The organism is Flavobacterium sp. N3904 (assembly GCF_025947305.1).
In the GTDB taxonomy this organism is placed as follows: Bacteria; Bacteroidota; Bacteroidia; order Flavobacteriales; family Flavobacteriaceae; genus Flavobacterium.
Map to the genome: position 1 here is coordinate 3,029,210 of NZ_CP110009.1, position 14,371 is coordinate 3,043,580.

General features: G+C 33.8%; 12 protein-coding genes. 8 read left to right on the plus strand and 4 right to left on the minus strand.

Going from position 1 to position 14,371, the window contains the following annotated elements; all coding sequences use genetic code 11:
* The first annotated feature begins 10 nt into the window (after positions 1-10).
* The 3 genes from glgB (at position 11) to OLM57_RS12860 (ending at position 4,438) form a co-directional block, all read left to right on the plus strand.
* Positions 11-1,918, plus strand: a complete 1,908-nt coding sequence (gene glgB / locus OLM57_RS12850; protein ID WP_264564092.1) for a 1,4-alpha-glucan branching protein GlgB — start codon at positions 11-13, stop codon at positions 1,916-1,918.
* A 165-nt stretch (positions 1,919-2,083) separates the two neighbouring features.
* Complete coding sequence (locus OLM57_RS12855; RefSeq protein ID WP_264564093.1) at positions 2,084-2,902, plus strand: M48 family metallopeptidase; 819 nt, start codon at positions 2,084-2,086, stop codon at positions 2,900-2,902.
* A gap of 213 nt (positions 2,903-3,115) precedes the next feature.
* Complete coding sequence (locus OLM57_RS12860) at positions 3,116-4,438, plus strand: MFS transporter (protein ID WP_264564094.1); 1,323 nt, start codon at positions 3,116-3,118, stop codon at positions 4,436-4,438.
* A 170-nt stretch (positions 4,439-4,608) separates the two neighbouring features.
* On the opposite strand, the gene OLM57_RS12865 is transcribed toward OLM57_RS12860, so the two are convergent.
* The 4 genes from OLM57_RS12865 to OLM57_RS12880 are packed head-to-tail and all read right to left on the minus strand — an operon-like array spanning position 4,609 to position 7,525.
* Positions 4,609-5,334: a head GIN domain-containing protein gene (locus OLM57_RS12865; protein ID WP_264564095.1), complete on the minus strand. Its 726-nt coding sequence runs from the start codon at positions 5,332-5,334 to the stop codon at positions 4,609-4,611.
* Positions 5,335-5,386: 52 nt separating this feature from the next.
* On the minus strand, positions 5,387-6,454 hold the full coding sequence (locus tag OLM57_RS12870) for a hypothetical protein (RefSeq protein ID WP_264564096.1): 1,068 nt from the start codon (positions 6,452-6,454) through the stop codon (positions 5,387-5,389).
* The gene (locus tag OLM57_RS12875; RefSeq protein ID WP_264564097.1) at positions 6,438-6,974 is read right to left on the minus strand and encodes an anti-sigma factor; all 537 of its coding nucleotides are present in this window, start codon (positions 6,972-6,974) and stop codon (positions 6,438-6,440) included. Before OLM57_RS12875 ends, OLM57_RS12870 begins: the two co-directional genes overlap by 17 nt.
* Positions 6,971-7,525 (minus strand): RNA polymerase sigma factor, encoded by a 555-nt coding sequence (locus OLM57_RS12880; RefSeq protein ID WP_264564098.1) that lies wholly within the window; start codon positions 7,523-7,525, stop codon positions 6,971-6,973. Before OLM57_RS12880 ends, OLM57_RS12875 begins: the two co-directional genes overlap by 4 nt.
* 282 nt (positions 7,526-7,807) lie before the next feature.
* Here OLM57_RS12880 and lon point away from each other — a divergent pair, with 282 nt between their 5' ends.
* From lon to OLM57_RS12905, 5 genes are all read left to right on the plus strand, one after another.
* The gene (gene lon, locus OLM57_RS12885) at positions 7,808-10,261 is read left to right on the plus strand and encodes an endopeptidase La (protein WP_264564099.1); all 2,454 of its coding nucleotides are present in this window, start codon (positions 7,808-7,810) and stop codon (positions 10,259-10,261) included.
* Positions 10,262-10,440: 179 nt separating this feature from the next.
* Positions 10,441-11,463: a type IX secretion system protein PorQ gene (gene porQ / locus OLM57_RS12890; protein WP_264564100.1), complete on the plus strand. Its 1,023-nt coding sequence runs from the start codon at positions 10,441-10,443 to the stop codon at positions 11,461-11,463.
* 63 nt (positions 11,464-11,526) lie between these two features.
* Entirely contained in the window at positions 11,527-12,219 is a 693-nt protein-coding gene (gene cmk / locus OLM57_RS12895; RefSeq protein ID WP_264564101.1) for a (d)CMP kinase, read from the plus strand.
* Positions 12,220-12,297: 78 nt separating this feature from the next.
* A complete protein-coding gene (locus OLM57_RS12900; RefSeq protein WP_264564102.1) occupies positions 12,298-13,674 on the plus strand; it encodes a nucleoside permease in 1,377 nt (458 codons plus the stop codon).
* A 73-nt stretch (positions 13,675-13,747) separates the two neighbouring features.
* Positions 13,748-14,101, plus strand: coding sequence for a hypothetical protein (locus tag OLM57_RS12905; RefSeq protein WP_264564103.1), 354 nt, complete (start codon positions 13,748-13,750; stop codon positions 14,099-14,101).
* The last annotated feature ends 270 nt before the right edge of the window (positions 14,102-14,371 follow it).

A 14,371-nucleotide genomic window follows, 5' to 3' on the forward strand; every position in this document is an offset into this window, starting at 1 on the left:
AAACACAAAAATGAACAAAGTACAAACCTATTCGCTTTTTACAGATTTTGACATTGATTTATTCAAGGCAGGAAAACATTTTAGACTTTATGAAAAATTAGGGGCACATCTTATTGAAGTTGATGGAGTAAAAGGAGTTTATTTTGCTGTATGGGCACCATCGGCAAGAACGGTTTCGGTAGTTGGAGACTTTAATTTCTGGATTCAGGGGGATCATCAATTGCAGGTGCGTTGGGATTCATCTGGAATTTGGGAGGGTTTTATTCCCGGAATAGAACAAGGAACAACTTACAAATATAAAATACAATCCAACAATGGTGGAATCATTACCGAAAAAGCAGATCCATTTGCTTTTTATTGTGAAAAACCACCTCATACTGCTTCTGTCGTTTGGGATCTGGAACATAAGTGGAACGACAAAAAATGGATGCAAACCCGCAAAGAGCATAATGATTTGGATAAACCGTATTCGGTTTATGAAGTGCACTTGGGTTCCTGGAAAAGACATGGTGAAGAAAATAGATTTTTGACTTATCTAGAATTTGCTGAAGATTTGGTTAAATATGTAAAAGAGACAGGCTTTACACATGTAGAGTTCATGCCAGTTATGGAATATCCGTATGATCCATCATGGGGGTACCAATTAGTGGGCTATTTTGCACCAACATCCCGTTTTGGAACTCCTCAAGAATTTATGGTTCTAGTTGATAAATTACATGAAGCTGGTATTGGAGTGATTTTGGATTGGGTTCCTTCGCATTTTCCTGATGATGCTCATGGTTTGGGATTTTTTGATGGATCGAATTTATTTGAACATCCAGATCGCAGAAAAGGTTATCATCCAGACTGGAAAAGTTTGGTTTTTAATTATGGACGAAATGAAGTTCGTTCTTTCTTAATCAGTAACGCATTGTTTTGGTTACAACATTATCATATAGACGGGCTTAGAGTAGATGCGGTTGCTTCTATGTTGTATTTGGATTATTCCAGAGAAGAAGGGGAGTGGGAACCAAATATATATGGTGGAAGGGAAAACTTGGATACGATTAGTTTTTTGAAAGATTTTAATGAAGCGGTATATGCCAATTATGAAGGCGTACAAACCATTGCTGAAGAAAGTACTTCTTTTCCAATGGTTTCAAGACCTACATTCGTTGGAGGTTTAGGCTTTGGAATGAAATGGATGATGGGTTGGATGCACGATACTCTAGAATACTTTCAAAAAGAGACCGTGTATAGAAAATACCATCAAAATGATTTGACTTTCTCCATGACTTATACTTATACCGAGAATTTCATGCTACCGCTTTCACATGATGAAGTGGTTTATGGCAAAAAATCTATTCTAGGAAGAATGCCAGGAGATGAGTGGCAGAAATTTGCTAATCTTCGTTTGCTTTACGGCTATATGTTTACGCATCCCGGAACCAAATTATTGTTTATGGGAGCTGAATTTGGACAAAGTAGCGAATGGAATTTTGAAAGCAGTTTGGATTGGCATCTATTGCAATACCCATTCCATAACGGCATAAAATTGGTAATTACCAAGCTTAATGAATTGTACAAAACAGAGCCAGCTTTGCATGAAAAACAATTTAATCAAGAAGGTTTTGAGTGGATTAATTATTCTGATCATGAAAATGCTGTAATGTCTTTTATTCGAAAAGGAAACAATCCTAAAGATGATTTGATTGTGGTACTCAATTTTACGCAAGTTGTGCGAGAGAATTACCGAATAGGTCTGCCCAAAACAGGAAAACTTGTAGAAGTATTCAACAGTGATTCGGTTGATTTTGGCGGCAGTGGAGTTGTAAACACAAACAAATCAAAAGTGGAATCAATTCCTTTTGATGGAAAAGATTATTCTGTTGCTTTACTCTTGCCTCCATTGGCAGTTTTGGTGCATAAATTTGCATAGATATAAATTATTCATTTTTAAATCATCCTTGGATAATTCAAATGAAATTATTCAAGGATGATTTTCATTTATAAACCAATAAAAATGAAACATTCTTTTTATATTCTGTAATTTACTTAAACAGCTAAATTTATATTTTTATAAATAAATAAATAAATTAAAATTATGAATAAGCAGAATATAATGATAGTGGTTTGCACCATCGGATTGTTTTTGTCATGTGCGACTAATCCAGTTACAGGAGGGAAGAATTTAAATTTCGTATCGAACAGCCAGTTGTTTGCATCGTCATTTCAGGAGTATGATTCTTTTTTAAAGGAAAACAAAGTAATATCAGGGACACCAGATGCAAATAAAGTAACGGAAGTTGGAATGAAAATTGCGGCTGCAGCACAGAAATATTTAACTTCGATTGGCCAGCCAGAATATTTAAAAGAGTATCGGTGGGAGTACAAATTGGTTGAAAATAAAGAAGTAAATGCTTGGTGCATGCCGGGTGGAAAAATTGTAGTATATACCGGTATCCTGCCTGTTACGAAAAATGATGCAGGTTTGGCCACAGTATTGGGACATGAGGTTTCTCATGCATTGGCCAATCACGGAGCACAAAGAATGAGTGCTGCTCAATTACAAAGTTTAGGAGCGGTTGGTGTTGCAGTTGCAACAGGAAACCAAAGTGCAGAGAATCAACAAATGTGGCAACAATATTATGGAATTGGTTCTGAAGTTGGAGTGATGCTGCCTTTTAGCAGAAGTTATGAAAATGAAGCTGATAAAATAGGACTTACCTTGATGGCTATTGCAGGATATAATCCTGATGATGCAATTGTTTTTTGGAGTAGGATGGCAGCGGAATCCTCAGGACAAAAGCCACCTGAATTTTTGAGTACGCATCCATCTGATGCCTCGAGGATTGCAAATTTAAAAGCTTTGGTTCCTGGAGCAAAAGCTACAGCAGCTAAGTTTGGTGTAGTATTTAAATGAAGAAAATACAATTGAAAAAATAGCTTAAAAACCATTTCGAATGAAATGGTTTTTTTATTGGTAAGTTTTTATTTTCGATGGAAAGAAAAATGGAGTTATTTAAAATTGATAAAATGGGATTGTTTACAAACCATTAAATTACCTAATATTTAAAATAAAAAAATGCAATTGTTCTTAAAAATAGATACTTTAGCATGATAAAAAAGATAAAACATGGAGCAATTACAAAAAGGGAGTAAAAAATTATTAAATGCTTGGGCATTTTACGATTGGGCAAATTCTGTCTATCCATTGGTGATTTCATCTGCCATATTTCCTATTTTTTATGAATCTTTATTTTCCGATAGAGATCATTATATTGAAGTTTTCGGTCTGAGTCTAAAAAATTCTGCATTAATTAGCTTTGTAACAGCTGCCGCTTTTTTGATGGTTGCTTTATTTTCTCCTTTATTATCAGGAATAGCAGATTATGTTGGTAATAAAAAATCTTTCATGAAATTCTTCTGTTATGTTGGAGCCCTTTCTTGTATTGGTTTGAATTGGTTTAGTTTAGAAAATATATACGTTGGGTTATTCTTTTACTTTTTTGGTTTAATTGGTTTTTGGGGAAGTTTGGTATTTTATAACTCCTATTTGCCAGATATTGCTTATCCCGAACAACAAGATGCTGTAAGTGCCAAAGGATACTCTTTGGGATACATAGGCAGTGTGATTTTGTTAATTGTAAATCTTGCTATGGTAATGATGCCCGATACATTTGGAATCACAGGAAGTAAAGGCGAAGCTGCAATGAAAGCCATGAGATATTCCTTTATTATGGTTGGTATTTGGTGGATACTTTTCAGTCAATACTCTTATTACTTTTTGCCAAAAGGGAATAAAAATGCTGATCGAAAAGTAACCAAAGCAGTTGTTTTTAATGGTTTCAAAGAATTAAAAAAAGTTTGGGGGCTATTGGAAGCCAATATTTCCTTGAAAAGATACTTGCTTAGTTTTTTTGTTTACAGTATGGCTGTTCAAACAGTGATGCTTATTGCCACTTATTTTGGTTCGCAAGAAATAGCTTGGGAGTCTAAAAGCCAAAGCCAAACGGGATTGATTATCTGTATTTTATTAATCCAGATTATTGCTGTTATAGGTGCTATTTTGACATCAAAAGCATCAGCAAAATTTGGAAATATCCCAACGTTAATAGTTATCAATTGCTTTTGGGTGGTGCTTTGTGCTGCAGCTTATTTTATAGTATCGCCTAATCAGTTTTATATCATGGCTGCACTTGTAGGGCTTGTAATGGGGGGGATTCAAGCATTATCTCGTTCTACTTATTCTAAACTTTTGCCGGAAACGGAAGATACAGCTTCCTTTTTTAGTTTTTATGATGTTACCGAAAAAATTGGAATTGTAATTGGAATGTGTGTTTATGGCATTATTGATCAAATCACAGGAAGTCCAAGACTGGCTATTGTATTTCTAGCTGTGTTTTTTGTGATTGGTGTTGTCTTATTGCGAAAAGTACCAAAAAAACAAATAATCTAGACCAGTAAGTATAAATGGAGTTGCAATAACTGTAAATGACCGAGCAAGAACAGTAATTGTATTTGTATAAAAAAACAGTTTAGTATTATTTCATTAAACATTTATCGGCAGAACAAAAAATAGAGGCTTTATAACTAAATAAAGCCTCTTTTTATTTTATATTTTTAGAATTACATCTTCGAAATTTCACCAGAACCACTCACTTTGGTGTCTTTGGATTCAGGATTTCCTTTGTAAGCAATGTCTCCAGAACCGGAAACTCTTGCATATAAATTTTGGCTGCAATTTACTTTCATATCACCCGAACCTGAAATCGTCAAATTAGCACTTTTGGTAATTAAATCTGCTGCATCAACATCACCGGAACCCGATATTTTGGATACAAAATTATCTGAACTTCCAGTTAAAACAACATCTCCCGACCCGCTTAAGTTGGCTTCAAAATCTGTTGTTTTAACATCTAAAGTCAAATCACCCGAACCCGATAATTTAGCTGTAAATTTTGAGCCCACAATAGTATTTTTGGACTTAAGATCTCCAGATCCCGAAAGCGAAACGAAACTGATTTGTTCAAAGGGCACAGTCAATACAATCTCTTTATTGGTGTTGATATTTACATTTTTTTCAGTGTAAATTTTCAATACATTTCCATCTACTTCCACTTTTACATATGGCAATAAATTTTCTTCGCCTTTTATCGATATTGCGCCTTCTTTTCCAGAAACCAAAACCACATCAAAGAAACCAGAAACGTTTATTTCGTCATATCCTGACGTAGTTCGCTTCTCTGTGATTACTTTTCCGTTACCTTTTACTTTTTTATTTGTCCATTGTGCATTTGCAATTGTTGTAATAAACAAAGCTGCTAAAACGAATAATTGAATTGTTTTTTTCATTTTGTAGTGATTAAAATTATAGATTGATTATTGAAACCTCTTTTGCCATAAATTATTGTCCTTCATTTTTATACAATTTCACATTGCCATAATCCGAAGTGATGGTCATCTTGTTTACTCCTTTTTTCTTGAAAAAGCCACTAACTTTTTTCGTATTATTGGTTTCTTCTCTGGAATTTACACTCAATTCATTGTCATATTTAAAATCGGCATATTTTACAGAAACATCAAAATCAAAAACATAATTGGATTGAAAACCGACATCAACGCCTGTGTATCCGGCAATTATGGTGACATTATTGGCTTTGGCCTGAATAGCATCTATGGAAACATTGCTGTATTTGGTGTATAACTTCATTTGATTGGACAAAGTACCAATATCAATGGTCAAATAATTCCCATTAGCGTCCAATGAGTTTACTTTTTTAATTTTTACACTTCCATATTTGCTGTTGTATTTTACATCATTGCCTTCGGTGATTTCAATTTCGGAATAATCTGAAAGCAAATCGAGTTTGGACACTTCATCAATTTTTAATCCGGAATATTTTGAAGTTACCGTTCCGTTTTTTAAGTATTCGATAGTAGAATTGGAACAATAGCCAATTTGGATTGTGTTGCTGTTTCCGTTTAACTTCCCTAAATTAATCTTCCCGTATTTACAATTAATATCTGTAGTCGAAAAAAGGTCGGAAGTACCAATGTTTCCATACTTATTATTCAGTTTTACCGACCCGTTTTTTGGAATTTTTATGGTATAATTGATTTCAAAATTGTTGTTTCTTCCATTGTTTTTAGTACTGGTATTTGTAAAAACTGTTTTGGCTGTAACCATGTTTTTTAAACCAATAAAATCCACGTCGATTCCGTCTAGTTTTTGATTGACCCATTTTTCGTTATCTCCGCTCACTTTAATAAGTACTTCAATTTCTATTTTATCCTCATTCCAAGTCGTAACAAAAATGGTTCCGTAAGAGTTATCAATGTTGATTCCGGCATCGCTGTTTACATTATAAGCTTTGCTAATGGTTTTCTGTTTTGAATAGGTAAAATCATCGTTTGAAAATCCTAAAAAAGGAATTAAAAAAAGTAGTAAGAATATGTTATATTGTTTTTTCATCATTTAATGTTTTAAATTTTTCTGTTTCTTCAATATGTTGCAAAACATTTTGCAAAAATGAAATTCGGGTTTGTAAGTTGCTTATCATAGCATAAATAATTGGCTTGCTTTCGCCATTTACTTCCAATTCATGCTTAATTTTTTCATAATCGCTATCCAATGCTTTCATTTGTTGCAAAGCATCACTTATGATTTTTTCATTTTCTGGGGATTTTTTGGCTTTGATTTGCTCCAGTTGGTGTTCAATCAAAACAGTAAAAATCGAATCGGTTTGCTTGGTTTCTTTAGAGGCAAATTTCAATTCTTTTGGTTTTTCATTGTTGGTGTAAAACAATGTTATCCCAAACACAACAACGACAGATGCAGCAATTGCATAAATAAAACTATAATTCTTTTTTCGTTTCTTGAGAGCCAATTTTTCCGAAAATCGATTTGCATGCTGACTATTCATTTCCTGAATATCCCATTGATTTTCTAAATTTTCAAATAATTGATCTAATTTTTCATTTTCATTTTTCATAACTCATTTAATTTTTTTCTTAAGCTTTCTTTGGCCCTGCTCAGTGTTGTTCTGCAGTTGGCATAACTTATTTTAAGAATTTCGCTTATTTCTTCTTGGTCATAACCTTCGATGTAGAATAAAGTTAGAACCATGCTGTAATTGTATTTTAGGGATTGAATGGTATCCAAAACCTGTTTGACTTTTAAATCATTAAAATCGAATTTTTCTTCCAGATTTGTATCTGTTTCTTCTAGTTTATAAAGTGTTTTTTCAAAATCTTCTGTTTTAAATTGGTTATTTTTTTTGTAAAAATCAATACTGTAATTCACTATGATCCGTTTCAACCATGCACCAAAGGCAACTTCTTGCTTGAAATCATTTATTTTGGTAAATGCCTTCAAAAAGCCTTCTTGCATCACGTCTTCGGCAAAATGTTCATCCTTCACAATTCTATAGGCCACATTATACATCGCCTTGCAATAGCGATTATAAATCTCAAATTGTGCTTTCGGGTTATTCTCTTTGCACAGCGTAACTAATTCTTCGATATTTTGACTGGTCAGATTCAATTAAATAGTAATGATTTTTAGTAAAGACAAGATTATTTTTGGTTTGTTACAGTTTTATAAAAATAGTTCATTTTTTAAATCAATAATTGGTTTAATCGTTAGCTTATATCTAAATTAAGAAGAAAACGTTTATTGGTATTTATTTTGGCACAATGATTGCCTTATTTAGGCTTCAATATAATAGTGTATTTATACATCAATATTAATTCAAAATATTGTTACTATACCTTATATTTGCGTTCCGAATTAAAAAATTAATGACAAAAAGACCTAAATACTACTATGTCAAATCATAAAATACTTACTATTGACAATCTGTCACTTCAAGAATTTGATTCTGAAGCCGAATTAATTCCATTATTGACTCCAGAGGATGAGGAAGAAATGAATAACGAAGAATTACCCGATTCTTTACCTATTTTACCTTTACGTAATACTGTTTTATTTCCCGGAGTAGTTATTCCTATTTCGGCAGGAAGAGATAAATCAATCAAATTGATTAATGACGCCAATGCTGCTGGAAAAGTTATTGGAGTAGTGGCTCAAATTAACGAAGAAGATGAAGATCCTTCATTTGAGGATGTTCATAAAATTGGTACTGTAGCCCGTATTCTTCGCGTTTTAAAAATGCCTGATGGTAACGTTACCGTTATTCTTCAAGGGAAAAAACGCTTTGAATTGGCCGAAATGGTTTCGGAAGAACCTTATTTAAAAGCCAAAATCAAAGAAGTTTCTGAAAAAAGACCTGCTAAAAAAGATTCTGAATTTAATGCCATAATAGATTCGGTAAAAGAATTGGCTGTTCAGATTATAAATGAAAGTCCAAATATTCCATCAGAAGCTACTTTTGCCATAAAAAACATTGGAAGTCCATCGTTTTTAATCAGTTTTGTTTCTTCAAATATGAATTTGTCTGTAAAGGAGAAGCAAGATTTATTGTCTATTAATGGATTAAAAGACCGCGCATTGGAAACCTTGCGTTATATGAATGTGGAGTTGCAAAAACTCGAATTGAAGAATGATATTCAATCTAAAGTTCGTTTTGACTTAGACCAACAGCAAAGAGAATATTTCTTGCACCAGCAAATGAAAACGATTCAGGAAGAATTGGGAGGCGTTTCGCAGGAAGAAGAAATGGACGAAATGAGTCTGAAAGCTAAAACCAAAAAATGGGACGAAAAAACGCAAAAACATTTCGAAAAAGAATTGTCCAAAATGCGCAGAATGAATCCACAAGCTCCTGATTTTGGAATTCAAAGAAATTATTTAGAACTGTTTTTAGAGTTGCCTTGGGGCGAATTTTCAAAAGACAATTTTGATTTGAAGCATGCCCAAAAAGTATTGGACAAAGATCATTTTGGATTGGAAGACGTCAAAAAGAGAATGATTGAACATTTGGCTGTACTTAAATTAAGAAATGATATGAAGTCACCAATCATCTGTTTAACAGGGCCTCCTGGTGTTGGAAAAACATCAATTGGTAGATCTGTTGCCGAGGCGTTAGGAAGAGAATATGTTCGTATCTCATTAGGAGGTTTACGTGATGAAGCTGAAATTCGCGGTCATAGAAAAACCTATATTGGTGCTATGCCAGGGCGAATTATTCAGAGTTTAAAGAAAGCTGGAACCTCTAATCCTGTATTTGTTTTGGACGAAATAGATAAGTTATCTTCTAGTCATAGCGGAGACCCATCATCGGCTTTATTGGAAGTTTTGGATCCAGAACAAAACAATTCTTTTTATGACAATTTCCTTGAAATGGGTTATGATTTGTCGAAAGTAATGTTTATTGCGACTTCCAACAATATGTCGGCTATTCAGCCCGCATTGATTGACCGTATGGAAGTCATCAAAATGTCTGGTTACACAATTGAAGAAAAAGTAGAAATTGCGAGAAAGCATTTGTTCTCTAAACAATTGGCAGCACACGGATTAAAAGCCAAAGATTTGACCATTGGCAAGAAACAATTGGAAAAAATAGTTGAAGGATATACTCGTGAATCGGGTGTTCGTGGCTTGGAAAACAAAATTGCCCAAGTTATCCGAAATGCAGCCAAATCGGTTGCGATGAATGAACCTTATAACAAGAAAGTGACAGATGAGGATATTGTAAAAGTACTCGGAGTTCCTCGTCTAGAAAGAGATAAATATGAAAGTAACGATGTTGCTGGTGTAGTAACAGGATTAGCATGGACAAGTGTTGGCGGTGATATTCTTTTTATTGAATCTTTGATTTCACCGGGTAAAGGTATGATGACCATTACAGGGAATTTAGGAACTGTAATGAAAGAATCAGCTACTATTGCTCTTGAATATATTAAAGCCAATGCTCAATTTTTAGGTTTAAATCCTGAATTATTGTCTAAATACAACATTCATTTACACGTTCCTGAAGGTGCTACTCCAAAGGATGGGCCTAGTGCAGGTATTGCTATGTTGACCTCATTAGTTTCTTTGTTTACTCAAAAACGAGTGAAGAAAAACTTGGCTATGACTGGTGAGATCACTTTGAGAGGAAAAGTATTGCCTGTTGGTGGTATCAAAGAAAAAATATTGGCAGCCAAAAGAGCCAATATCAAAGAGATTATTCTTTGTCATGAAAACAAAAGTGACATCGATGAAATCAAACCCGAATATATGGAGGGGCTTACGTTTCATTATGTAAAAGAAATGAGCGAAGTTTTGGATATTGCGATTACCAAAGAAAATGTCAAAAATGCAAAAGCGTTAAAATAAAATATTTTTTATCCTGATAATTAATTTAGTCAAGATTAAATTCCAAATTCCAAATCTGAATTATCTCAGAGCTATTGGGATTTGGAATTTGTTTTTTTAAATTATTTTCTTTTAAATTTTCGTAAGTTTGATCCCGATAGTTATCGGGAAGTTTTAAACTTTTCTTTTTCAAAAATTGTATGTTCCAAAAAACTTTATTTTACTTTTTACTCTTAATTTGTTCTGTTACTTACGGACAAATAGGAGGGAAGTACACGTATGAGTTTTTGAACTTGATAACTTCGCCAAGGCAAGCCGCGTTAGGTGGAAAAGTAATTACCATTTATGACGAAGATGTCAATCAGCCACTTTTTAATCCTGCTTCAATTAATGAAGAAATGGACAATCATTTGTCCTTAAATTACGGGAATTACTATCAGGAAGTAACTTATGGAACAGCTTCGTATGCTTATACTTACGATCAGCATTTGCAAACATTTCAGGCAGGCGTAAATTATATCAATTACGGAAAATTTGACGGTTATGATGAGAATGGCTTGCCTACTTCATCATTTACGGGAAGCGAAATTGCACTTTCAGTCGGATATGCATATAACATTCCATATACCGATATTCACATTGGTGCGAATGCCAAATTGATTGAATCTACTTTAGAAAGTTACAATTCATTTGGTGCTGCTGTCGATTTAGGAATGGTATTTATTGATGAAAAAAATGATGTGAATTGGGCTTTGACCTTAATGAATATTGGAACCCAATTTACTACTTACGATGGTAGTAGAGAACAATTACCTTTTGAAATCATTGCAGGAGTTTCCCAAGAATTGGAGCATGTGCCAATACGCTGGCATTTTACATTAGAAAATTTGCAACAATGGAATCTGGCTTTTTCCAATCCTGTTCGTTCTGAAACTTCCATTGACGGCAGTGTCACTGAAGAAAATATATCTTTTTTTAATAATGCACTACGACACATGATTTTGGGTGTCGAGCTTTTTCCTAAAAAAGCCTTTAATCTGAGATTGGGATATAATTTTAGAAGAGCCTCTGAATTACAAATTCAAGACCAAAGAAATTTCTCAGGACTCTCATTGGGCTTTGGATTGAAACTGAACAAATTAAAATTTAATTATTCGTATTCTAAATATACTTTGGCAGGAAACACCAGTTTATTTGGGTTGATTATTAATTTTGGGGAGTAATTTTCAGAAGAAAGAGCAAAGAAAATAGAATAAAGACTTTCAATATATTTTTAAAATAAGAACATGAAAAAAATAACCATAGCAATAGATGGGTTTTCATCCACGGGGAAAAGTACTTTGGCTAAACAACTTGCCAAGCATTTAGGATACGTTTATGTAGACACTGGTGCCATGTATCGTGCCGTGACTTTGTTTGCGATGCAAAACAATTGTATCGGAGCTGATTTTTTGGATAAAGAGAAATTGGTAAAAAGCTTGCCTTCTATAAAATTGAGTTTTAAATTCAATCCTGAATTGGGTTTTGCCGAAATGTATTTGAACGATGTGAATGTGGAAACTGAAATCCGAACTTTGGAGGTTTCAAGTTTTGTAAGTGCTGTGGCAGCTATTTCAGAAGTGCGTTCAAAATTGGTAGAACAACAACAGGAAATGGGTGCAGCAAAAGGAATCGTTATGGATGGTAGAGACATAGGAACTGTTGTTTTTCCAAATGCTGAGCTCAAAATATTCATGACCGCTGGAGCAGATACTCGTGCACAAAGACGCTTTGACGAATTGCAGGCAAAAGGCGATTTGGTTTCTTATGAAGAGGTTTTAAAGAATGTGATTGAACGTGATTATGTAGATACTCATAGGGATGATTCTCCTTTGGTGATGGCAGATGATGCTATTGAGGTGGATAATTCTTATTTGGACAGAAAAGAACAATTTGATGTTGTTTTGGAGTTGGTGAATGAAGTCATTAATACTTTGTGATTTTTTTGGTAATCTCAATTTTAATAGTAGATTTACAACTTGCTAAAATCTTCAAAATAATAAAATACAAACCTACTTATGGGAATTAAAAACAGATTGATATTAATGAGTTTTCTTCAATTTTTTGTTTGGGGAGCATGGTTGATTACAATTGCAAATTATTGGTTTGGCACCAAAAACTGGGAAGGTACACAATTTGGGTTGGTCTTTGGAACAATGGGAATTGCGTCACTTTTTATGCCAACCCTTGCGGGTATTATTGCTGACAGGTGGATTAATGCCGAAAAATTATACGGAGGCCTTCAAATTTTATATGGTTTGGTTTTATTTTACTTACCCGAAGTTAGTACTCCAACAACTTTTATTTACATCATGCTTTTGGCAATGTGTTTCTACATGCCAACGATTGCTTTGAGTAATTCGATTTCCTACAATGCATTAAAAACAAATGGTTTGGATGTAGTTAAGAGCTTTCCGCCCATTCGAGTATTTGGAACCATTGGTTTTATAGTAGCGATGTGGATTACCAATTTGACGGGAAATAAGGCGACCGCTTATCAATTTTATATTGCTGGAATTGCTGCTATTATATTAGGAATCTATTCTTTTACATTACCTAAATGCAAGCCGCAACGATTGACAAAAGAGAACGCCTCGTTAACGGAGATTTTGGGATTGGAATCTTTCAAATTATTTGCCAATTACAAAATGGCTTTGTTCTTTATTTTCTCTATGTTTTTGGGGGGAGCTTTGCAATTGACGAATGCTTATGGTGATGTATTTTTGGATGAGTTTAAACATTTTCCAAAATATGCCGATTCGTTTGTGGTGAAATATTCTACTATTATCATGTCGATTTCTCAGATTTCGGAGACTTTATTTATATTGGCTATTCCGTTTTTCTTGAAGCGTTTTGGAATCAAACAAGTAATGCTTATAAGTATGCTGGCTTGGGTATTGCGTTTTGGTCTTTTTGCTTTTGGCGATCCTGTGCAGGGATTGTGGATGATTATTTTGTCTTGTATTGTGTATGGAATGGCTTTTGACTTCTTTAATATATCTGGATCTTTGTTTGTAGAAACACATACCGATGCCAAAAACCGTTCTTCGGCTCAAGGTATGTTTATGATGATGACCAATGGAGTAGGAGCAATATTGGGAAGTTTTACCTCGGGTTGGGCGATTGACCGCTTTTTTACGAAGTCTTTTGGTAGTACAACAGATTTGGCTTCTTTTTTGCAAACAGATGTCACAAATCCAAAGCTTTTGGATTTTGTAAAAAGCCAAGGAAATTCAATTACAACAGATGGTTTGTTTGATAAAGTAATTTTGATGAAAGACTGGCATAGCATTTGGTTGGCTTTTGCAATCTATTCATTGATTATTGCTATAGCGTTTGCAATTTTGTTTAAACATGAACACAATCCTAATGAAGTGGAGAATGTGATTCATTAATGATTCATTTCTACGATATACATCCTGACAGATTTTTGAAATCTGTTAGGATTTTTACTTAAAAAAACAATTTATGATAAAAAATATTTTAGGAGTAATCACGGGTTATGTCATTTTTGTAATAAGTTCTGTACTCTTCTTTAAACTTTCTGGTGTTAAACCACATTCTGAAGCTTCTGCTGTTTTCATGTTTTTGACATTTGTTTACGGGACAGTTTTTTCATTCCTTAGCGGACTAGTAACTCAAATTATTGCCAAAACAAAGAACTTAAAAGTGAATTATGCGCTTTTTTTTATTGTGGCTAGTTTTGCAACTTTTTCCCTTTTTAAATCTGATGGTAGCTCTTGGACTCAGATATTGGCCATCTTTGTTTTTGCTCCAATTTCGATTTTAGGTGGTTTGTTTATAATCAAAAAAACAATATAACCTAAGTAGCCCCGATAGAAGTAAAAATCCTTATAAGCCGGGGTTCGGCTTATAAGATTGCAACGGATAGCGGGAACAATGTCAATAAATATGCCTAATCATTCGCTCCTGAACCTTTTTTTGCTTCTTTTTATATTTCTTGTAAATATCTCGGTTTAAATATTTTGCCATATTAAATAAATGAATTACTTTTGCACACCTTTTGGTGGATAGGAGTTTCCTTTAGGTATCAATAATTTACGTAAAACAACTTCTGTATTTTTCTATCGC